The sequence below is a fragment of the Melittangium boletus DSM 14713 genome, from assembly GCF_002305855.1.
Classification (GTDB): Bacteria; Myxococcota; Myxococcia; order Myxococcales; family Myxococcaceae; genus Cystobacter; species Cystobacter boletus.
In genome coordinates this window covers 4,748,685-4,769,366 of record NZ_CP022163.1, presented here as the reverse complement: position 1 = coordinate 4,769,366, position 20,682 = coordinate 4,748,685, and the positions used below count along the sequence as shown (strand labels likewise).

The following is a 20,682-nucleotide window of genomic DNA, read 5'->3' as shown; positions in this document are numbered from 1 at the left end:
GCGTCACCTTCTCCTGCGTTTCGCTTTCTCTCCTGGCTCCCCACCAGACAAGTGGGGCCCGCTATCCCACCTCCGCAGTTGCGCGGACCCAGGGCTGCGCTATCTCAGTGGATAAGGTACGTGCGCGGGGCCCACGGAAGACGGCTCAAGGGAGGTGGTCGCAGCGACCGGGTCAACGGCACTCCTCTGTCGGCCTGGAAAGTACAACTGTAGTAACCTGGAGCGGATCAGCGCCACCGAGAGGGTGCTCCAGGCGCGACGACCCGCCAGGCGTCCGTGCGGAAGGGGCGCCTCCACCGCGTGGCTCGCGCGTCATTTCGACATACACACTGCCAGTGCGGATGCTAAGAGGCCAGACTCCAAGTCTTGAGCATGGGGGAAGACAATGAAGAGAAACACCCTGTGGGCCTATGGTTGCACCGCCCTGTTGCTGTCCGCCTGTGGTTCCACGTCCCCGGCCTCCGAACCCTCGGTTCCTGGAGGGGGCGATACGGAGACGCCGACTCCCGCGAGGGGGAGCGTGAGTGGGAAGTTGTTCAATGCCCGGGGCGCGCCCGTGGTGAACTCCCCCGTGCTGCTGATGCACGCCAGCGGACAGGTCGTGGTGAACACGGACGGTTCGGGCGCGTTCAGCTTTCCAGACGTGGCCGTCCCCTACGATCTCGCCACCGTGACGAGCGACAAGTCGGAGGCGAGGGTTTATAAGGGCCTCACCCAGCGCGTGCTCACGTTGCTCCTCGGTGAGGACCCACTTGTCCCCGACGGCGTCCTCCACTCCGCCACCCTGGAGGGCGCCTTCAGTGGCGGTCAGCCTCCCTACGTCGGCGCGAACGCCCCCGTGATGGTCTTCCGTGCATCCCCGGGGAGCGGGGTTTCCTTCCCCGCTTCCGGCGGCAGCGCGACGGGCTACTCGCGCAAGGTGGAATGGAGGGGGCCTACCTCCATCACCGGCTCGCTCTACGCCCTCCAGTCCACCCAGGACCCCGTCACCGGCCTGCCCACGGGCTTTCCGGGCTATGGACGGCGCGACAACGTCACCCTCACGGAGGGCGCCACCATCTCGGCCCAGGATGTCGCCCTGGAGGCCGTGGCCAGCGCCCCCCTCGCCCTCGACGTCACCGTGCCCACCGGGCTCCAACTGGCCGGCACCGGCGTGGCCATGATGCTCCCGGACCAGGCCTTCTTCTCCATTGCCGGCCAGAACCGCCCCTCGGGCACCTCGTTCCGCTATGTGGTGCCCCAGGTGGCACAGGCCACGTTCATCTTGTTGGCGAGCGCGATGGAGGCATCCCCGAGCGGCATCTCCTACTCCTCGGCCCAGAAGACGGGCATGGCAGCGGGCAGCACCACGACCCTCTCGCTGCCGGACATCGCCCGGCCCATCACCCCCGAGGCGGCCGCAGTCGGCGTGACGCACGGCACCGACTTCTCCTGGAGCCCGGTGGCCGGGGGGGTGTACAACTTCCAGCTCAGGACGCTGCCGGGCAGCTCGCCGCGGCCCCTCTCCCTCGCGGTCTTAACGGCCAATATCCACACCTCCGTGCCGGATCTGCGCGCGATAGGCTTTTCCCTGCCCGCGAACACCTCGTTCGTGTGGTCCGTGATGTTCGACGCCATCTCTCCCGCCACGGTGGACGCGCTGTTCGAGCGCGTCCCGGACAGCGCCGCGGGCTTCTCCGAGCTGGCCACGAGCCTGGGCCCCGCGCGCATGCTCACCACGGCGGCCACGCCCTGAGGGCGGGCGCACCTACAGGGCTTTCATCGGATGGAATCCTTTCGCCAGGGATCCTGGTCGTGACATCTGAGTGATATTCACTTCCAGTCCATGGGCTGGCGGGGCGCCATGCCGTGCGTCTGTCCTGGAGGCCTGTGAAATGCATCCACCCTCCGACGCGGCTTCGATTTCCGCTGCCGCCATGGTTTGACGGAGCGCGTTCAGCGCCGGAACATGAAACGCAGCGCCTTGGGCAGTCGGCGCCTCCAGGCCTTCTCATTGTGCCCGGCCTCCGGGTCCGGGCGCCACATGAGTCCGCCCTCTGGGTAGCCCTTGCGCTCGAGAACACGGTACATCTCCTCGGCGACCGCGAGCATGCTGCCTCCGCCCTCACGCCCGCCGCAGTCGAGATACACGCGGCTGATGAGAGGCTTGGAGCGGCTGTCCACGAAGGGGAAGAGCGCCTTACCGCCCACGGAGAAGGCAGGTGACATGGCAATCGCCCCGCCGATGGCGTGCGGGTAGCGGTAGTGGGACCAGAGCGCCGCCAGGCCCCCCATGGACGAGCCACCCACCACCGTGTGCAGTGCCCCACCCGGCAGCCCGAAGGTGCGCTGCACGTGCGGCATGAAGTGGTGCACCACCCAGTCGAAGAAGTGCTCCGCGTGGCCGCCGCGGCCAGGCGTCATCTCCCACGGCGACAGCTCATCGATGCGCCGGTCGCCGCCGTGCTCGAGCCCCACGACGACGGGCGCCCGGAAGGTCCGGCTGCCCACGAGCTTCTCGGCGGCCTCATGCGCGTACCAGCCACCCGCATAGCTGCCCCAGTCCGTCCAGCTGTTCTGGCCGTCGAAGAGGTAGAGCACGGGCCGCTCGTGGAGCGGCACGTCGTTTCCGCTCGGCATGTACACATGCGCATGGCGGGAGGGAAAACCCGGGACATCGAAAGGCCCGAGCGTATGGAACTGTCCAGGCCAGGCCCAAGAGGTGTCAGCGGTCGCGGTCACGCGTGGCATGGTGCTCCAGGCAAGAGGCGCGCGCCGCTTTTCTGGTCTCATCGAGAGACGGCCCGGCCGTAATCGGGCAAATCGATCTTCTCGGCGGGTGGCTCGATCAGTTTGCCAGCGAGATTCCGGATGCCCGGCTTCGTCGCGAGATTCAAGACGGCCTGCTGGAGCACGATCCCGAACCGCGTTCGCGGATTCGCGATACGCGGGCCTAACTTCGGCACATCCTGCGCCTGGTCGACATAGGGCCGCATGATCCGCTCATAGGCGGCGAAGGCCTCGGCATGGTCGTCATGGCGCGACAGCTCGCCCGCCAGCACATACGCGCCGACCAGGCCGAGGCTCGTGCCCATGCCACTGACCGGCGAGGGGGCGTAGGCGGCGTCGCCGACGAGCGCGGTCCGACCCTTTGACCAGCACTCGAGTCGCATCTGACCGATCATCTCGAAGTAGAAGTCATCCGCTTGAGCGAGCCCCTGGAGCACGCGTGGCGTCTCCCACCCGGCATCGGCGAAGCGTTCCTTCAACACCTGCTTCTGCTCGTCGAGCGAGAGGTCTTCGTAGCCACAGGGCGCCTGCTGGAGCGTGAGCACGGCGCGCGTCGTGCCCTTGGGGTCGGGGCGGAGCAACACGCTGCGCCCACCCGGTGCGTTGTACCAGCGGGCGAAAACACCGTCGTTTTCGCCCTTCGGGAGGGTGAAATAGCCCATGTAGAGATTGAACGGCCGACGCTTCGCGGTGTCACCGAACAGGAGCCGACGCGTCGAGGAGCCGATTCCCTCGGCGGCGATGACGAGGTCGAAGCGACGGGCGCCGCCTTTCTTGAAGGTGACCTCGATTCCTCCCTCTCCCCCGTCGTCGAGTGACTCGATGCTGTCGCCGAAGACGTACTCCGCGCGGTCACGGCTGTGCTCATAGAGAATACGCGCGAGGTCTCCGCGGAGGATCTCCAGCTCGGCGGTCGGGCCGTTGCCGCCGAATACCTCCTTGTCGAACTCCGCCTTCACGCGGTTGTTTTCATCGACGAAGACGATGCCCTGCTCGCCCGTGCCGGCCTTGGCAACCGCCTGCTCCAGCCCCATGCGCCGCAACACCTCTCGGCCGGCCCCACGCACGTCGATGTTCTGGCCGCCATCGCGGAACGCGGGCGAGCGCTCGACGACGGTGACGTTCATCCCGAACCGGTGCAGCCACCAGGCGAGGGCCGGGCCCGTGACGCTGGCACCGGTGACAAGCACGTCGTGTGACATTGGCTGTTCCTCATGCGGAAACATCACTCCACTGAATGGCGCTGTCTCTCCCATTGGTATACAAAGGAGAATCGAACCGTTCTCAAGAAAAGTCAGTGGAATGTCCGATCCCTATCCATGGAGGGAGGCGGCGTCCATGACCGGAGCACCTACGAAAACCGCTCGGAAGGGTCACGGTCGCGCAGTCGCGGCGGCATAGAATCTGGAAGTGGCTTGAACCGAGGGTCTTCAAAGGAAGACATGATGAGCACCTTCACCACCCCTGACGGATGTACACTGGACTACCACATCGCGGGTTCGCTCTCGAGCGAGCGCACCCTGGTCCTGCTGCACGGCTGGTCGCAGTCGCGCGCGATGTACTACGATCAGCGTGGCCACGGAGAATCCGGCCGCCCCTCTCATGGCGCCCGCATCGCCCCGCTCGCGCGCGACCTCGACGAACTCCTGACACACCTGCACACTTCGGAAACAAGAGAGGCGCATGGCACCTGCCCTGATTCCCCTTGTTGCAATCCACGAGGGGAAGGGTTGGATTCCCGCCGCCTCTCACTCAGAGGCAGAAGGGTCATCACGGAGTGCCGGGAGTGATGCCTCTCAGGGGCGCACCGCTCCCCAAGACGATGAAAGGAGCCCAATGGTAGGGATGGGGATGGGTTCGCCTCAAGGCGCGCATGGCTTCCCGTAGAGCGGAGGCTCTGCCCTGCCCCGCGAGGAGGTTGCGGTAGTATGCGCCCATGAGTTGTTGCGTGGAGCCGTCATTCACCGCCCACAGACTGCTCACCACGGTCTCCGCCCCGGCGACCACCAGGGCTCGGCGCAGACCGTAAATGCCTTGACCCAGATGGACCTCGCCCAGACCGGTGTCGCACGCGGACAGGACGACGAGCTGGGTGCCCCACAGGTCGAACCCGGCCAATTCCAGAGCCGTGAGCAGCGTGGCATTGGACCGAGACGTGAAAGCTCCCGCCAGGACAAGGCCCGAGTTGAGCAGGGGCTCGGGCTGAGGTGGCGGAGGACCGTCTGGAAGCGCGAGCGACCCTACGCCGCGCGAGCCCGAGGTGCCAGGAGGGTCGCCAAGGAAGAAGCCATGAGTGGCCAGATGCAAGATGCCCGGAGTGGGCAGTGCCATCAGCCGCTCCTTGGTGGCCTCGGCGCCGAGGAGCAGGTCGGCCTGGGGCAACAGCCGTTTGATGCCCTGGGCCTCCTCGCGTGTGCCCGGCAATCGCTCCCAGGTGCCTCGGGCGAGATCCGAGCGCGCGAAGAATCGCTCGAGGGCGTTGGAGTCCGACGAGGACGGCGCGGAGACGAATGGGGCCGAGAAGTCGGGATCGGCCAACACGAGCACGGACGACAAGGGCGCTCTGCTCTGGGGGGATGGCAACAGCTCGCGGCCCGAGGTGAGATAGGTCACGTCGAAGGTGTCGATGAGGAAGTTCCGGCCATCATGGAGGGCGGCGAAGGGCACGAGGCCCAGTTGACCGTCGGGAGACAGGAGCAGGCGGCGCGTGGTGCCCAGCAACGGCAACAACGGTTGGAAGGCGCGGCGATAAAGCGCTTGGGCTAGGAGCAGGAAGGACGCATCTCGGCGGGCCAGGGCGTCTCGCATGCGCGAAGCGGCGGCGTCGATGGAATCGGCGGGACCCAGATCCACTGCGCGCGTGGAGGCATCGGGCAGAAGCACCAGCGCCAGATAGCGCAGCTGTCTGGGCGCTTGTGCTTTGGGAGTGCCGGGTCTGGGGACAAGGGGGCTGTCCTGGTAGGCAATGAACTCGACCAGTGCGCCATCCGTGGGCAGGGAGGCGGCGACGCGCTCCACGATCTCGGCGGGACGAGGCAAGGCGGTGCGTATTCGCAAGGGCGCGGAGCGTTTGGCGAGATCCGCCTCGAGTGTGTCACCTTCAGCCGTCAGGGTCTTGAGTTGCTGTTGGTAGTCCTCCGGAGCGAGAACTCCCGGGCCGACAAGCGATAGAGACGCCAGGCGGGCACGCAAGTCCCGGAGCTTCTCGAGGGTATCGCGGTCGTCGGCACCCAGGTGCCGGTAGAGGGTGTGAGAAATGCTCGCTGTCTCCTCGACGGAGCGGCCCTTGAGAAGGAGGGCCGCGCTCAATGCCAATCGTCGTACCTGGGCGTTCTCGGGATGCGTACGCAACAAGGCGTAGAGCGTTTCCTCGGCGCTCCGCAGGTGGCGGAGGAAACCGGACAGACGCGATTCGGAGAAGTCGAGCGCCTCCTGCCGCAGACGCTGTTCGGAGATCGCGAAGGCGCGCGTATAGAGCGGTACGGCCTCCTCAAGGCGATTCTGGGCCATGCGGAGCTGAGCGAAATCGCCGAGGAGTAAGGCGATGTCGGGATGCTCCTTGCCCAGCGTGGACTCCATGAGAGAAAGCGCGCGCTGGAAGAGGGGCTCGGCCTGCTCGTATCGACCCAGATCGAGGTAGAGGGAAGCGAGATTGCCGACCGAGGTAGCGACTCGCGTGTGCGTCTTGTCGAGGCCATTCTCACCGATGTTGAGCGCGCGCTGGAAGAGGGGCTCGGCCTGCTCGTACAATCCTTGCTCCCGGTAGAGGGAGGCGAGGTCGTTGAGCGAGTCCGCGACATTGGGATGGGCCTTGTCCAGGGCGACCTCTCGGATGTCGAGCGCGCGCTGGGAGAGGGGAACAGCCCGGTCGTACATCATCCGTTTCGCGTAGAGGTTTGCGAGGTTGTTGAGCAGCGTGGCGACCTCGGGATGGGTCTTGCCGAGAACGGCCTCCTCGATATCGATCGCACGCAGGAAGAGCGACTCCGCCTGGATGTACAGTCCCTGGCGCGAATAAAGCATGGCGAGGTTGTTGAGCGAGACGGCGACATCTGGATGGGTCTTGCCCAAGACCGTCTCCCTGATGTCGAGCACGCGCTGCATGAGGGGTTCGACTCGTCCGTACAATCCCTGCTCGAAGTAGAGGCCCGCGAGGTTGTTGAGCGAGTCCGCGACTTTGATATGTGTTTTCCCGAGATTGGCCTCATAGAGCGTGAGTGCGCGCTGCATGAGAGGTTCGGCCTCATCGTACAATTTCTGCGTGAAGTAGATGGCGGCGAGGTTGTTGAGCGAGGCGGCGACATCGGGATGGTCCTTTCCTAAGGCCTCCTCACGAAGAGCAAGTGCTCGCACTGATAATGATTCAGCTTGGCCGTACAATCCTCGCGCCCAGTGGACGCCGGCGAGCGCGCTGAGCGTGGAGGCCCTGGCGAGACGATTGTCGCCAGGGGCCGTCTCCTGGATGGCGAGCGCGCGTTGCAGGAGGGGTTCGGCCTGGGTCATTTCCCCTTTCCTCCGATGGAGATTCCCCGCCAGGCTCAGCGTACTGGAGACCTCCCGATGCTCGCGTCCAAATATGGCTTCCCGGAGTGTGAGTGCATGATGAGCCTGGATGAGGGCTTCTGTGTACTTGCCTTCCTTCTCAAGCTTCGTCGCTGAGTCGAATGCCGTCCGGGCCTCCACCAAGCGCGAATCCGAAGGCTCCTGGCAGGCCGTCATCCATCCCAAGAGTCCGAGCAAGAACAACATCCTCATCCATTCACGGCATCGACGTCCCATGTCGCTCCCATACAGTTGAGTGACGCCCGCGCCAGACCCATATGGCCTGGATCCTGTCCGCCGAAGGCGTTAGAAACCAACGCATTCACCAACCCGCCATCGACAAACCGTTAGTTCCGAGAAAAAGCCCGTCGGTTGAACTGTCGCTCGGCAGTCAGCCTTGCGAGGCGTTGTGAAACGTCTCTCATGAACGGAGTCTTCAACTCAGTCCCGCTGGCAAACCCTCTCCCCGCTACGCCACACTGCTGAAGAGGCTCTGCACCACGGCGTTGTCCCAGCAGTTGCTCATGGGTGACATGCGGCACTCGATGCCGCGAGCAGCCAACGCCTGTCGATAGTCCGCCCTGGCGTACTGACTGCCCCGGTCGGAGCGGTGCAGGAGTCCTCGAGGTCTACCCGAGCCTCATCCGCTTCCGGGGACGCTCCAGTACGAGGCGTCGTTGTCATCCGCCGTGCCACCGAAGAGCAGCACATGGCCCGAGTAGAGTCGGAGGGCCATGTGGCCCATGCGCGCCTTCGCCATGGGGCTCACCGGGGTAAAGGACTTCGCGGCCGGGTCGTACAGGTACGCCGCGCCGCGAGGGCCAGAAGCGGACTCCCGCAGGGCATCGAAGTGGTAGCCGCCCGTCGCCAGCACCTGCCCTGAGTCGAGCAGCGTCGCCGTGTGACCGAGGCAGCCCGTGGTCATGGAGGATAGGCGCTCCAGCACCCCACCGCGCCCTCGAGCCGGGCCGTGTGGGTCTCCGGAGCATCCTGGGTGGACGCCTCGGGCTGGCAGCCTCCCACGAAGGACGCAACCCCCGCCAGGAGCAAAGAGAGACACCTCTCCTTGTGCATGGACTTGTTCCCTTCGAGAAAGACACCATCGGCCTTGGCGTCCCCGACCTCCACGGGCACGGAGACACCGAGAAGCCAGCCTCGGGCCATGGCAAGCGGACGATCGCGGTGAATCCGCGGTTCGCGCGTGGCTCTCGACAAAACGGGGACGGGCGGAGAAAAAACAGGGGCTGAATCCAAGGTGCCGGGTCCGGGAGTCCTACCGCCCAGAAAACGACGGAAGGAGTCCTTCATGAAGAAACAGCTACTCACCGTGTGCATCCTGGCCGCCCTGGCCGTGGGAGGGCGGGCCGAGTCCGCCCCTCCTCCCGAGGTCCCCGAGCCTCCTCCCGCCCCCTCAGTGGCTCAGAGCCAGCAGTTGGAGTCGGAGGTGCGGCGGATCGACCCGGAAGGGAGGCTCACACGGGAGCAACTCTTCCAGTTGCTCCAGCAGCGCGAGGAGCGGCAAGCCGGAAGTCCGTTCGATCCCACCCCTGTCCTCATCTGCGTCTCCCTCTTCGGCTGTATGGCGACGGCCTTCCTGGCCTGGCTGTACGCCAGCTACCGCAGGATGCGCATGATCCACGAGACGGTGCGCATGATGGTGGAGAAGGGAGTGGAACTCCCCCCGGGGCTGCTCGCTCCGCCCCCGCGCAAGCCCTCGGATCTGCGGAGGGGGATCATCCTGTCCGCCGCGGGACTGGGGCTGACGGTCTTCCTGGCGGCCCTCCCCGACACAGAGGGGGCCTGGGGCGCTGGGCTGACGCTCTTCCTCATCGGGTTGGGACACCTGCTCGTCTGGCGCTTGCAGGGCGGAAGAGGCCCCCTGTCGTCCGCGCTCCGGCCAGAGCCCCAGCCGTAGTCCCCGCGCCCCATGTCCTCTCCTCCTGACGAGACCTCGGACGCCGAGCTCATCTCCCGGGTGCTGCTGCGTGACGATCGGCGTGCCTTCGGCGAGCTGGTGGCACGACATCAGTCCGCGGTGCGCGGCCTGCTGCGCCGGCTGACGGGAGGAGACCTGGCGTGGGCGGATGATCTCGCGCAGGAAACCTTCCTGCGCGCCTACCGGGGGCTGCGTGGGTATCGCGGCGGAGCGAAGTTCTCATCCTGGCTCTACCGCATCGCCTGCAACGTGTTCTTCAGCCGCGACCGAGGCAGCCGCGATGTTCCCCTGGAGCCTCCCGCGCTGGAGGCCGGAGACTCCGAGGAAGCCGCCCTCCCGGACCTGCTCCTGGAGCGCTACGATCTGGAGCGGGCGCTCGCGTCGCTCAAGCCCCGCGAGCGGGCCGCGCTCGTGCTCACCTACGTCAACGAGTTGACCCATGAGGAAGCAGCGGTCGTTCTCGACTGTCCCCTGGGCACGCTCAAGACCCACGTCGCGCGCGCGAAGGAGAAGCTGCGCCGGCAACTCGAGGAGACCCCATGAACGGCCGCGATGACGAGGTCTGGCTCGACACGCTGCTCGAGCGGCAATTGCCGTCCGAGCCCTCCGACGATGGATTCCGGGAGCGGGTCCTGCGGCGCCTGCCCCCGCGGGAGCGGCCCCTGCGGCGGGCGTTCATCCTCGGTGTCACGTGGCTGGTGGCGGCCGGTATCCTGCTGCTCCCCACGGGAAGCGGCGGGGTGATGATCTCCTCCCTGGATACGGGAAGCCTCGTCATCCCGTGCAGCCTCGGGACGGCCTTGCTGTGGTACCTCGCGGACCGTCTGTTTTGAGGTCCGATTCCCGCCGCCACCACTGTCGGCCAGACGATGGAGACGGCGTGCTCCCGTGCATGGTGATGGGCATGCCCACCCGCGCCCGGCATAACGGCGGGCGATGAGCACGACGAGTCCGGTGCGATGTGTCCTGAAGGCCCAGTCCCTCAATGGTGAGAATCCCGTCTGGGACGCGGACTCCGGACGGCTGTTCTGGCTGTGCCTGCGCGAGCCCGCGCTGCATGCCTTCGATCCGAGGACGGGCCAGGACACCTCCTGGAAGATGCCCGCGTCTCTCGGCTCCTATGCCCTGACGCGGACCGGGGCCGTGGTGGCGCTGCGCACCGGGCTGTTCGACTTCACCTTCGACGATGGCTCCCTGCGCTTCCTCGCGCCGCCCCCGTTCGATCCCCGCCGCTTCGTCTTCAACGATGGCGCATTGGACCGGCAGGGCCGCTTCTGGATCGGCCCCATGTACGAGCCCCTGGAGCCCGGAGACGCGAGCCCGGCTCCGCGCGAGGCCCCCTTCTGGCGCTACGACGGCGAGGGGAAGTGGCACGCGGGAACGAGGCCCGTCCAGATCGCCAATGCGCTGGCATGGAGCCCGGATGGCCGCACCCTGTACTTCGGCGACACGCCCCGCAAGACCATCTGGGCCGCCGACTATGACCCGCACCTGGGCCTGCCCCTCAACGAGCGCGTCTTCGCCCGCGTCGAGGAGGGCTCGGGCCCGGACGGAGCCAGCGTGGACTCGGAAGGCTTCCTGTGGTGCGCCATCCACGGCGCCGGCAAGGTCGTCCGCTTCGACCCCACGGGTCGCGTGGAGCGCGAGGTGCGCATGCCGGTGCGGAACCCCACCAAGCCCGCGTTCGGCGGCGAGGATCTGAAAACCATCTATGTCACCTCGGCCAACCACACGCTGAGCGAGGCGGAGAGGCGGCAGCGGCCCGAGGAGGGCAACCTGTTCGCCTTCGAGGCCCCCGTGGCGGGCCTGCCGGGCATTCGCTTCGTCCCACCGTCCGGGAAGTGAAGCCGCGCATCACCGGGGCACGTCGGCGCACACGCGCAGGCCCACGGTGATGTCGCGCAGGGTGCGCTCGGGCAGCTCGCGGTTGGCCACGCGCGCCGAGGCGGAGGCGAAGTAGTACGCCCCCCCGCGCGCCACCACCCTCCCGGGCTCCACCGCCGAGCGCGTCCACTCCCACGCGTTGCCCGCCATGTCCTCCACGCCAAATGGACTGCGCGACGCCGGGTGGCTGCCCACCTCGTCCGGACCGAAGCCCCCGGGCTCCTTGCCATACGTCAGGTCCACGTTGGCGTCGTCCGGACCGAGCGCGTCTCCATGGGGGTACTCGCGCCCATCCTCGCCTCGCGCGGCGCGCTCCCACTCCAGCTCCGTGCACAACCGCGCTCCGGGCACCCGCCCCGTCCGGTCCAACCACGCCGTGTACGCCTCCGCATCCTCGAAGGAGATGCCGGTGACGGGAAAGCGCAGCCAGTCCTGGGAGCCGCGCCGCTCGCGCCGGGCATACGTCAGCCGCTCGCCAGCGCGCACCGTGTAGGGCTCGCCGCCGGGTTGGAAGCGCAGGCGCCAGGTGCTCCCCTCGCGCTCCAGCTGGAGCATGCCGTGGTAGGGCGTGCTCGTGCGCGGCAGGCGCCGCTCGCGCTCGCGTCTGGGCAGGTCGGCGAGATAGTCCATCCACTCCGCGTAGGTCGTCTCGTGGCGGGCGATGAGGAAAGGGCCCGTCCGCCGCTCGTGCAGCGGGAGCGCGTTGAAGAAGCTCCGCACGCTCGCGTCCGCCGCGCTGCCAAAGAGCACCCGCCCCACCGGGACATATACCCATCCCTGGGGAAGCGAGCCCGCGCGCATCGGCGTGAGCCCCAGCCGCCGGTGCTCGCCCCTCCGCAGGCGCAGGGGAAGGCGCACGGGCTCGTGGCCCGAGGTGAAGACCGTGAGCCGCCAATCCCCCGGCGACACCTCCCTGTCCACCCAGGGCCCTCCCGCCACGGGCACGGGCGCCCCCAACACCTCGCGGCCCGCCCCGTCGCGCGACACGGGCCGCAGTTCCACCCGCTCCAGCGCTCCGGGAACGGTGAGTGTGACGCGCGCGGGCCGAGTCCATCGCCGCCAGCGCTCGCCGCCCGTGTCGTACAGCCGCAACCGGTGCAGCAGCGCGGGCAACTCCCCCGTCTCCAAGGCCTGCTCGGCATGGAAGGCGCGCTCGAGGAGGAAGTCGGCGAGGGCCTCGCGAACCTCCAAGCGCAGGGGGTCCAACACCAGGGCATGCTCCAGGTGATCGCCCACCTCGCCCAGGAGCCGGTGGAGCGAGACCTCGGCCGTGACAGCGCGTGCCCATGCCGCGTCTCCGCTCGCCATGCGCCCCGCGTCGTAGTGGTGGAAGGCCTCCTCGCGCGCTCGCACGAAGACATTCCGCTCGTTCCGGGCGGCCCGCATGGACAGGGCGGCCTCGGCGAGCCAGTCGCGGACCACCGCGTCCCGCCCCGCCTCCTCGTGCAGCCGCAGGCCCCCGTACACGAGCACGAGCGACAACACGAAGCCCACGGCGAGCGCGTGCCGCAGACGCCGGCTGCGGACCAGGGTGCGGCGCGAGGCCTCCAGGAAGGCCCGCTCGCGGAGGGTGAGCTCCGCGGGCTCGAGCAGGCGCGCCTCGGCGAGCTGCCGTGAGCCCCAGAGCAATTCCCGCTCGCCTCCCACCTGCTCCCAATGGGCGGAGGCCGCCTGCAACCGCGCCTGGACCTCGCGGCGCTCGGCGGCCTCGGCGAGCCAGTGCGCGAGCGTGCCCCACCCGTCGAGCAGCACCTCGTGGGCCACCTCGTAGCAGGTGCCGCCATCCACCTCGTGCGCCACGAGCAGGCGCGCGCGCACCAGGGCCTCCAGCACCGCGCGTTGACGGGGATCCTCCCCCACCAGCTCGCCATCCGTCCTGCGGGCCCGGGTGCCCTCGGGCGTGATGAGGCGCAGGAGCACACCACGCGCCACCGCCCGTTGATCCGGCAACAGGCGCGCCACGGCCGCGTCCGCGTGCCGGGCCAGCGCGCCCGCCACCCCTCCCAGTCCGTCCAACGCCGCCTGGGTGATGACGCCCCGCGCCTCGTCGCGCGCCTCCCACAGCTCCGCGAGCGCGAATTGCAGCAGCGGCAGCCCTCCTTCCGTCGCGGAGATGGAGGCCACGAGCGTGTCCACCAGGGCCTCGGACTCGAAGCGCACGCCCTTGGCCCGCGCCGGGCCCACCACCGCCTCGTGGCTCTCCTCGGGCCCCAACGCGCGCAGCAGATAGAGCGCCCCGGGCACGGCCGCGCCCAGGCCTGGCACTGCGGTGAGCCGGGTGAGGAAGTCGCTGCGGCTCGTGGACAGCAAGCGCACACCGGACACACCCGCGGCGATCTCCCCGAGCGCGATCCCCACCTGGGCGGCCTGGGCGTCCCCCGCGAGCGTCACCAGTTCCTCCAGCTGGTCCACATAGAGGAGCAAGCCCTCGTCCGCGCGCAGCCGGGCCCTCAACTGGCGCGCGAGGCCCGTGGGGTCCGCGCGCAGCAGGTTGGCGAGCCCGTCCTCGTCCATGCCCAGCGCGGGGGCGATGGCGGCGGCGAGCGCGATGACGGGACGTCGGCCGGGAATGAGCCGCACGCCGCGCCAGCGCCGCCCGTCCTCCAACGCGCCGTCGGCCATGCGGGGCAGCACACCGGCCAGACATAGGGACGACTTGCCCACGCCCGAGTCTCCGGTGATGAGCAGGAAGGGCTCGGAGCGCAGCCGCTCCAGCACCTCGCGCTGCTCGCGCTGCCGGCCAAAGAAGAGCGCGCGGTGCTCGGCCTCGAAGGGTTGCAGGCCCCGGTAGGGATTGCCCTCGGGCAGGGCGTCCGCCCGCTCGTCCCGCGTCAGGTGGCCGAACGCGTCCAGGAGCGACACCGCCGAGGCGAAGCGCTCCTCGGGCACCAGGCGCAGGCACTTGTCCACCACCGCCGCGAAGTCGGGATCCACTCCCGGTACGGCCTCGGCCAGGGGGCGCGCGTCACGCGAGCACACCGCCAGGCACAACTCCCGGGGAGGCACATGCCGGAAGGGCCCCTGCCCCGCGCACAGCTCGTAGAGCAGCAGCCCCAGGGAGTACACGTCACTGCGGGCCGTGAGCGCATCACCCGCCCAGGCTTCCGGGGACATGAAGTAGGGCGTGCCCACCCGCATCCCCTCGGGCAGGGACGGCAGGGTCACCCCATCGAGCGGGCCCGCCACCCGCTCCGGGTCCTCGCCCCCCTGCGCGGGAGGCTCTTCCCGGGGCGGCGCGCCCTCGTCCAGGAGCTTGGCCAGCCCGAAGTCCAAGAGCTTCACCTCCCCCGTTTCCGTGAGCAGGGCATTTCCCGGTTTGATGTCGCGGTGCAGCACGCCCCGCCGGTGCGCCGCGCCCAGCCCCCGCGCCAGATCCCTCCCGATCGCCCGCACGCGCTCCCAGGGCAGCGGCCGGGGCAGGCGATCCAAGGACGTGCCCCGGACGAATTCCGAGATGAGGTAGGGGTGGTTCTCCCATTGCCCTACCCGGTAGAGGGTGACGACATTGGGGTGCTGCAGGCGGGCGGCGGCGCGGGCCTCCACGAGGAAGCGGCTGAGCGCGCCGGGGCCGAGCGCGCGCACGAACTTCACCGCCACGGGCCGGTCGAGCAGGGTGTCATGGGCCAGATACACGTGGCCCATGGCCCCACGGCCCAGGGGGCGCACCAGGCGGTATTCGTCGAAGGCCTCGGGGGGAGTCCACCCGTCGGCATCCACGCGCGGCGATGGCAGGAGGTCCACGGCGCCTCCCCGGGAAGAGACACGAGGGAACAGCCGATCGACTCAGGGGCTCGTCTTGGACTTGTCCGGCTTGAGCATCCGGCGGATGCGATCCTCCAGGTCCTGCGGGAGACACGGCTTGGCGACGAACTCGTCCGCGCCCGCCTGCCGCGCCTGCTCGGCGTTGCCCGCCAGCACGTGGCCGCTGAGCGCCATGACGGGAATGTTCCGCGTGCGCTGATCCTGCTTGAGCCGGCGCGTGGCCTCCCAGCCATCCATCACCGGCAGGGACAGGTCCATGAGGATGATGTCGGGAGGAGCGCCCTGGGCCTTCTCCACCGCCTCGACGCCGTTGCGGGCCACGTCCACCTGGAATCCCACGAATTCCAGATATTCCGCGTACATCTCGCGGGCGTCATCGAAGTCGTCGACCACGAGCACGCGCCTGCGCTCGGTGGCACGCGCCGGCTCGGCGGCATCCTTCGTCCTGCGATCGAGGGTGTGCGTGAGCGGTACGGTCATGGCGCGGAGCCCTCGTGCGAGGTGGAAACGCCCACCATGCTATGCACGGCTCCCTGGATGCGCTCGTGGCATCCGGGGGGAGCGCGGGCTTTCCCCCCGCGCTCCTGTCCAGGTGCCAACAGTTGGCTCACGCCGATGATGACTTGGGCGCCCCAGGCCTCGCACTCCGGCCTGGAGCATGGGACCGCGGGACTACGGCCGGGCCATCTGCTTCTCGAGGATCGTCGTGGCGGCCACCGGGGACCCCCACGCCGTCTCGTAGTAGCTGGACAGATCCAGCGGCTGGAACTTGGTGAACTCCATGCGGACATTGGCCGTGGTGGTGGTCGGGTTGATGGACGGGGGACCCGCCGTCCCGGCCGCACCGTAGGCGAAGTAGAATCGGGTGGTGGCGTCGAAACCCGGCTCGATGGGGAACTTCGTGCTCTCCCCGGTGAAGCAGGGATTGGTCGCGGGCGCGGGGTACGGGGCCGGCGCCACGGTCTTGAAGTTCAGCACCTCCGGGCCTCCCGAGAGCGTGACCTCGAGGAGGGTGGTGGTGGGCACCACCGTCTGGTTGAAGGTGAGGATGACGCACTCGCCCGCGTCCAGCACGCCCGTGGTGTTGCCCGTGACGTTGTTGTCCTTGAACGTGACGGACACGAGCGACAGCGGGCGCGGGCTCTTCACGTCGCCGCGCACGAAGAAGCCCTTCTTGGAGAACACCGCGCCCGAGTAGGCCGAGGTGGCACGCACGATGAGGTTGTACTCCTGGCCCTCGAGAACGCGGCCGGCCGCGGGCGTGAGCGAGTACACATCCCCGGTGGCGTTGGGCGTCACCGTGACGTCGATCTGCTCCCGGCCAGCCTCATCGGTGAGGATGGCGAGGAGCGAGTCGCGGGCCACGGGCTGGTTGAAGGCGAGGAAGATGGGCTCGCCGTCGCGCAGCAGGTTGCGCGAGGGCCGCTTGTCGGCGGACTGGAGGCTGGCGAGGTTGGTGGCCGTCAGGCCGAAGGTACCGGCCGTACCGTTGTTGGGCAGGGCCAGGCGCACGAGCTGCGAGCTGCCCGTGGTCAACAGGGTCGAGGCGTCGAACTTATTGTCGTAGCCGGCCGCGTCGATGATGCCGTCGCCGTTGATGTCCACCGGATCCACGAAGAGCCGGTAGCCGCCCGCGGCGGCTTCCACGCCACCGATGCGCGCCAGCTCCGCGGGGGCGGGCACGTTGGTGAACGTGACGATGCCCATCTCATTGGCCACGACGGGGGTGGCGATCACCGAGCTGGTGGCGGTGGCATCGGTGGTGTTGAAGGCGAGCGCGCCGGCGGGGGTGGCCTCCAGGTACGCCCGGGCGTTGGCCGCGGGGTGGCCCGAGGGCGTGAGCAGCGTGAAGCTCACACTGCTGCCGGTCTCGGCGAGCAGGATGGCGCCCAGGCTGGCGTTGCCATTGTTGATGGGGATGTTGCCCGCGCTGGAGGGCACCTGGGCGCTGGCGCGCAACGTGGCGTAGCCGCCCTTGCTCGCGGTCACCAGGACCGAGGAGCCCGCCGGCACGTTGGAGAACATGAAGTTGCCCGCGGCGTCCGTCTGGGTGGTGAACTGACCCGACGCATCACTGCCGATGAGCAGTTTCACTTCCGCGCCCGAGAGGGGCGCCAGGCGGGTGTCGAGCACCTGGCCGGAGACGGTGCCCTTGGGCGTGGCCGGAGCCACCACCGACACGGAATCCGGCTTGAGGATGCCGTCGGCGATCCCATCCCCGTTCGAGTCCTCTGGACCGCAACCCAACACGAGGAGCGGCAACACGAATGCCCAATGCTTCTTCATCGTCCCACCTTGGCTGCTTGGCTTGAAATGTTCTCCGCGCGTGGCGGCGGCCCGGCAGTCTCCGACCCAGGCCCCTCCTGCGTCAAGTTGGCGCGCCCCCAGGGGCCATCCCCGCTCCCGGGCGGGCACTGGTAGCGTGAGGGACCATGAGTGACGTGGACGTGAATGACCCGTGCCTGGGCTGTGCCCTCGTGAACGGGAGTGTCCGGCCCGTGGGAGGGGTGATTGCCCGCCCACCGGGGCTGGTGCTCCATGGCGTGGCCTCCCCGAGCCCCCTGCCCGGCTGGGTGGTGCTCACGAGCGAGCGGCACGCGCGCGCCCTCTATGAGCTGGAGGAGGAGGAAGCACGGGAGCTGGGCGCCTGGGCCGCGCGGGTGATGCGCGCCCAGCGCGAGGTGCTTGGCGCCGAGCACGCCTATGCGTTCGCCATCGGTGACGTGCTGCGTCACTTCCACCTGCACCTGGTGCCACGCTACCGGGACACCCCCCGGCGGCTGTGGGGAAGGGGCGCCTTCGACGCGCTCCCCGCCGAGGCACGCCCGGAGGAGGAGTTGGAGGCCGCGGCCCGCGCCCTGGGCGCCGCCCTGTCACGCTGACAGGTGGACGGGGTACGCCCGCGTGAAAGAATGGGGGCGATCATGCATGTGCTTCGTCTGGGCCTCCTGCTGTCGCTGCTGCTCGTGCCAGCGGCCGTGCGGGCCAGCAACACCGCGGATGAAGCGGATGTGAGCTTCGAGGTGGGCAACCAGGCGTATGCCCGGCGCCAGTACGTCGAGGCGCTGCGCTCCTACTTCACCAGCTACCGCCTGGTGCCCAACCGCAACGTCCTCTACAACATCGCGCGCTGCTACGAGGCGCTGGGCCGCTACAACGAGGCCTACCGCTACTACAACGATCTCACCCAGGAGGCCCTGCCCGCGGCCGACGCGGCCGAGGTGGACCGGGCCCTGGAGCGGCTGCGGCCCAAGGTGGCCCTGGTGCGCGTCACCACCGAGCCGCCGGGCGCCGAGGTGTTCGTGGACCGGGAGGATCTGGGCGCACGGGGGCTCTCGCCCCAGATGCTCGCGCTGCCGCCCGGGCGCCACGAGGTGATGGTGCGCAAGGAGGGCTATCGCCGCGCCACGGTGACGGTGGAGCTGACACGCGGAAGCGCCGAGCAGCAGGCCTTCACCCTGGAGCTCATCACCGGCACGGTGCGGATCACGGGGACGCCCGTGGGCGCCCAGATACGCGCGTCCGCGGACGGCCCCGTGCTCGGACGGGTCCCCGGCACCCTGCGCTTCACCCCGGGCCAGCACGTGCTGTACGTGAGCGCTCCCGACCACACCCCGGCCCAGGTGATGGTGGACGTGGTCGCCGATGACGACGTGCCCTTCTCGGTGGCGCTCAGTCCGCGCCCCACGCCCACCGGACGCCTCATCGTCACCGCCAATCGCGACAACGCCACGGTGCGAGTGGACGGACGCCCCATGGGCTTCACCCCCACCGTGCTCACCCTCACGCAAGGCGAGCACACCCTGGAGGTGGAGAGCCGGGACGTGAGCCCCGTGAACCAGCGCGTCCAGGTGCACGCGGACGCGGAGACGCGCGTCCACGCGGACCTGCGCTACGTGCCGCCCCCGGTGCGCGCGGCGTCCAAGAATCTCTTGAGCGTGGACGAGGCGCCCGCCTCCACCTCCGTCATTTCCCAGGAGGAGCTGCGTGCCTTCGGCTACACCACGCTCGCCGAGGCCCTGAGCGCCGTGCGCGGCATCTTCGTCTCCGACGATCGGACCTACACCTACCTGGGGGTGCGCGGCTTCGCGCCCCCGGGTGATTTCAACACCCGCGTCCTCACCCTCTGGGATGGCCATCCGTTCAACGACATCGTGACCGGGCAGGGCTACGCGGGGAGGGACCTCGCGGTGGACCTGGCGGAAGTGGATCGCATCGAGGTGGTCCGGGGCCCGGGCAGTGCCCTGTACGGCACGGGCGCCTTCTTCGCCGTCATCAACGTGGTGCCGCGCGAGACGTTGGGCGCGGAACGGCACGTGGAGGTCACGGGCGCGGTGGGGGCGCTGGGCACCACGCGGATGCGTGTGAGCACGGGATGGGAGCGCGACCAGAACTCGCTCCTGCTGTCCGTGGCGGGGTTGAACATCCGGGGCGCGGAGATGACGCCCTTGGGGAGCGGACTGCCCACCGTGGAGGGGTTGGATGGGGAGCGTGCCGCCAGCGCATCGCTCCGGGCCCGCGTGGGAAAGCTCGGCTTCCACACCCTGTGGCACTGGCGGCTCAAGCAGAGTCCCATGGGCCCCTTCGACACGATCCTGGGCGCACCGGGCACCCAGGTGAGCGATCTCCGGGGTTTCGCCGAGGCCCGCTATGAGCGGACCCTGAGTGAGCGGTTGGAGCTGTCGCTGCGCGGCGCCTATGACGCCAGCCGTTACCAGGGCGACTGGATGTACGCACAACCCGAGGGGAGTCTGCGGCGGGACACCGATGCCTCCCGCGCCGACTGGCTGTCCGCCGAGGCGCGCCTGCGCCTGTGGCTCTTCGACACCCACCATCTCACCGTGGGCGTGGAGGGTCAGGCCCAGCTCCGCGTGAATCAGAAGAGCTTCGGCCCCCAGGGCGCCGCGCTGCTGCCGGCGAGATCCCGCCTGCTGCTCTCCACCTACCTGCTGGACGAGTGGACCCTCCACCCCCGGCTGAGCCTGTCCGCGGGCGTGCGCGTGGATCGCTACTTCGACCTGGACAGCGCCCCCTTCACCCCGCGCCTGGCGCTCATCGGACGCCCGTACACCAACGGCCTCACCAAGCTGGTGGTGGGCCGCGCCTTTCGCGCTCCCACGCCCTACGAACTCGACTACGAGGACAGCGGCCGGACCCAGGCCGCCGCGGGCAAGTTGGACCCGGAGACCATCACCACGCTGGAACTCGAGCACGCGCACGATCTGACCAACGAGCTGCGCATCATCGTCGCGGGCTACCACAACAGCATCTCCAACCTCGTGGTGCTCCAGCAGCAGCAGGGCGAGCCCCGCTGTGGAGACCCCGCGAGCCCCACCCCGTGCACCATCTTCGGCAACCGCTCCGGGGAGACGCGCGCCTGGGGCGCGGAGGCGGGCCTGCATTGGCAACCCGGACGCTACCTGCTCGTGGACCTGAGCTACTCCTTCGTCTCCCTGCGCAACGCCTCCCAGGAAGAGACCGACGCCTCTCCCGCGCATCTGGCCTCGGGACGGCTGCTGCTCCCCCTGGGCTCGGGAGAGATGCGCCTGGCCACCCAGGCCACCTACCAGAGCGCCCGGGGCCGCGGCGCGGATGGCACCGACCATGGCGAGGCCTTGTTGATCGGGCTCGGACTGTCCGGAGAGCTGCCGCACCTGCGCTACTTCGCCGGCGTGCAGAACCTGCTCGACGCCCGCTACGCCCTCCCGCTCGGTGAGGTGCGCGCCGCGGCGCCCGTGCCCCAATACGGCCGGACCTTCACGCTCCAGCTCACGGGCTCCTTCTGAGCC

General features: G+C 68.9%; 15 protein-coding genes and 1 pseudogene. 7 read left to right on the top strand and 9 right to left on the bottom strand.

From position 1 onward, the window contains the following. Positions 1 to 385 precede the first annotated feature (385 nt). Positions 386 to 1,735, top strand: coding sequence for a carboxypeptidase-like regulatory domain-containing protein (locus MEBOL_RS20235; protein WP_095978978.1), 1,350 nt, complete (start codon positions 386 to 388; stop codon positions 1,733 to 1,735). A 200-nt stretch (positions 1,736 to 1,935) separates the two neighbouring features. On the opposite strand, the gene MEBOL_RS20230 is transcribed toward MEBOL_RS20235, so the two are convergent. The 6 genes and pseudogenes from MEBOL_RS20230 to MEBOL_RS41915 all read right to left on the bottom strand — a co-directional run bounded on the left by MEBOL_RS20230 (position 1,936) and on the right by MEBOL_RS41915 (position 8,385). Next, complete coding sequence (locus MEBOL_RS20230; RefSeq protein WP_281256672.1) at positions 1,936 to 2,730, bottom strand: alpha/beta hydrolase; 795 nt, start codon at positions 2,728 to 2,730, stop codon at positions 1,936 to 1,938. A 38-nt stretch (positions 2,731 to 2,768) separates the two neighbouring features. After that, positions 2,769 to 3,971 carry an FAD-dependent monooxygenase gene (locus MEBOL_RS20225; protein WP_095978976.1) on the bottom strand — a complete coding sequence of 401 codons (1,203 nt, stop codon included), beginning with the start codon at positions 3,969 to 3,971 and terminating at the stop codon, positions 2,769 to 2,771. 568 nt (positions 3,972 to 4,539) lie between these two features. After that, positions 4,540 to 7,524 (bottom strand): CHAT domain-containing tetratricopeptide repeat protein, encoded by a 2,985-nt coding sequence (locus MEBOL_RS20220; protein ID WP_095978975.1) that lies wholly within the window; start codon positions 7,522 to 7,524, stop codon positions 4,540 to 4,542. 265 nt (positions 7,525 to 7,789) lie between these two features. Beyond that, positions 7,790 to 7,951 (bottom strand): annotated as a pseudogene (locus tag MEBOL_RS20215) (IS3 family transposase); the annotation flags it as partial. After that, positions 7,952 to 8,236 carry a Kelch repeat-containing protein gene (locus MEBOL_RS20210; protein WP_095978974.1) on the bottom strand — a complete coding sequence of 95 codons (285 nt, stop codon included), beginning with the start codon at positions 8,234 to 8,236 and terminating at the stop codon, positions 7,952 to 7,954. It abuts the pseudogene before it with no gap. Then, positions 8,233 to 8,385, bottom strand: coding sequence for a hypothetical protein (locus tag MEBOL_RS41915; RefSeq protein WP_170115554.1), 153 nt, complete (start codon positions 8,383 to 8,385; stop codon positions 8,233 to 8,235). The genes MEBOL_RS20210 and MEBOL_RS41915 overlap by 4 nt, the downstream gene beginning before the upstream one ends. Positions 8,386 to 8,617: 232 nt before the next feature. On the opposite strand from MEBOL_RS41915, the gene MEBOL_RS20200 reads away from it, so the two are divergent. From MEBOL_RS20200 to MEBOL_RS20185, 4 genes are all read left to right on the top strand, one after another. After that, positions 8,618 to 9,226 (top strand): DUF6249 domain-containing protein, encoded by a 609-nt coding sequence (locus MEBOL_RS20200; protein ID WP_095978972.1) that lies wholly within the window; start codon positions 8,618 to 8,620, stop codon positions 9,224 to 9,226. Positions 9,227 to 9,238: 12 nt separating this feature from the next. Beyond that, the gene (locus MEBOL_RS20195) at positions 9,239 to 9,790 is read left to right on the top strand and encodes an RNA polymerase sigma factor (RefSeq protein WP_095978971.1); all 552 of its coding nucleotides are present in this window, start codon (positions 9,239 to 9,241) and stop codon (positions 9,788 to 9,790) included. Continuing rightward, positions 9,787 to 10,080, top strand: a complete 294-nt coding sequence (locus tag MEBOL_RS20190; RefSeq protein WP_095978970.1) for a hypothetical protein — start codon at positions 9,787 to 9,789, stop codon at positions 10,078 to 10,080. Before MEBOL_RS20195 ends, MEBOL_RS20190 begins: the two co-directional genes overlap by 4 nt. A gap of 103 nt (positions 10,081 to 10,183) precedes the next feature. Continuing rightward, positions 10,184 to 11,092: an SMP-30/gluconolactonase/LRE family protein gene (locus MEBOL_RS20185; protein WP_095978969.1), complete on the top strand. Its 909-nt coding sequence runs from the start codon at positions 10,184 to 10,186 to the stop codon at positions 11,090 to 11,092. Between the two features lie 9 nt (positions 11,093 to 11,101). Here the strand turns inward: MEBOL_RS20185 and MEBOL_RS20180 are convergent, their stop codons facing one another. The 3 genes from MEBOL_RS20180 to MEBOL_RS20170 form a co-directional block, all read right to left on the bottom strand. Then, entirely contained in the window at positions 11,102 to 14,872 is a 3,771-nt protein-coding gene (locus tag MEBOL_RS20180; protein ID WP_095978968.1) for a bifunctional serine/threonine-protein kinase/formylglycine-generating enzyme family protein, read from the bottom strand. Positions 14,873 to 14,914: 42 nt separating this feature from the next. Beyond that, positions 14,915 to 15,373 (bottom strand): response regulator, encoded by a 459-nt coding sequence (locus MEBOL_RS20175; RefSeq protein WP_095978967.1) that lies wholly within the window; start codon positions 15,371 to 15,373, stop codon positions 14,915 to 14,917. 192 nt (positions 15,374 to 15,565) lie between these two features. Beyond that, positions 15,566 to 17,179, bottom strand: coding sequence for a carboxypeptidase-like regulatory domain-containing protein (locus tag MEBOL_RS20170; RefSeq protein WP_095978966.1), 1,614 nt, complete (start codon positions 17,177 to 17,179; stop codon positions 15,566 to 15,568). 146 nt (positions 17,180 to 17,325) lie between these two features. Here MEBOL_RS20170 and MEBOL_RS20165 point away from each other — a divergent pair, with 146 nt between their 5' ends. Continuing rightward, positions 17,326 to 17,775, top strand: coding sequence for an HIT family protein (locus MEBOL_RS20165; RefSeq protein ID WP_095978965.1), 450 nt, complete (start codon positions 17,326 to 17,328; stop codon positions 17,773 to 17,775). Positions 17,776 to 17,817: 42 nt separating this feature from the next. Beyond that, a complete protein-coding gene (locus tag MEBOL_RS20160; RefSeq protein WP_095982890.1) occupies positions 17,818 to 20,679 on the top strand; it encodes a TonB-dependent receptor domain-containing protein in 2,862 nt (953 codons plus the stop codon). Positions 20,680 to 20,682 lie beyond the last annotated feature (3 nt).

Bases quoted from the DNA above. Each gene is read 5' to 3' on its own strand.
- MEBOL_RS20200 (WP_095978972.1), top strand. From the start codon at position 8,618: ATGAAGAAACAGCTACTCACCGTGTGCATCCTGGCCGCCCTGGCCGTG.
- MEBOL_RS20235 (WP_095978978.1), top strand. From the start codon at position 386: ATGAAGAGAAACACCCTGTGGGCCTATGGTTGCACCGCCCTGTTGCTG.
- MEBOL_RS20175 (WP_095978967.1), bottom strand. From the start codon at position 15,373: ATGACCGTACCGCTCACGCACACCCTCGATCGCAGGACGAAGGATGCC.
- MEBOL_RS41915 (WP_170115554.1), bottom strand. From the start codon at position 8,385: ATGCACAAGGAGAGGTGTCTCTCTTTGCTCCTGGCGGGGGTTGCGTCC.
- MEBOL_RS20185 (WP_095978969.1), top strand. From the start codon at position 10,184: ATGAGCACGACGAGTCCGGTGCGATGTGTCCTGAAGGCCCAGTCCCTC.
- MEBOL_RS20165 (WP_095978965.1), top strand. From the start codon at position 17,326: ATGAGTGACGTGGACGTGAATGACCCGTGCCTGGGCTGTGCCCTCGTG.
- MEBOL_RS20190 (WP_095978970.1), top strand. From the start codon at position 9,787: ATGAACGGCCGCGATGACGAGGTCTGGCTCGACACGCTGCTCGAGCGG.
- MEBOL_RS20230 (WP_281256672.1), bottom strand. From the start codon at position 2,730: ATGCCACGCGTGACCGCGACCGCTGACACCTCTTGGGCCTGGCCTGGA.
- MEBOL_RS20220 (WP_095978975.1), bottom strand. From the start codon at position 7,524: ATGAGGATGTTGTTCTTGCTCGGACTCTTGGGATGGATGACGGCCTGC.
- MEBOL_RS20225 (WP_095978976.1), bottom strand. From the start codon at position 3,971: ATGTCACACGACGTGCTTGTCACCGGTGCCAGCGTCACGGGCCCGGCC.
- MEBOL_RS20170 (WP_095978966.1), bottom strand. From the start codon at position 17,179: ATGAAGAAGCATTGGGCATTCGTGTTGCCGCTCCTCGTGTTGGGTTGC.
- MEBOL_RS20160 (WP_095982890.1), top strand. From the start codon at position 17,818: ATGCATGTGCTTCGTCTGGGCCTCCTGCTGTCGCTGCTGCTCGTGCCA.
- MEBOL_RS20210 (WP_095978974.1), bottom strand. From the start codon at position 8,236: ATGACCACGGGCTGCCTCGGTCACACGGCGACGCTGCTCGACTCAGGG.
- MEBOL_RS20195 (WP_095978971.1), top strand. From the start codon at position 9,239: ATGTCCTCTCCTCCTGACGAGACCTCGGACGCCGAGCTCATCTCCCGG.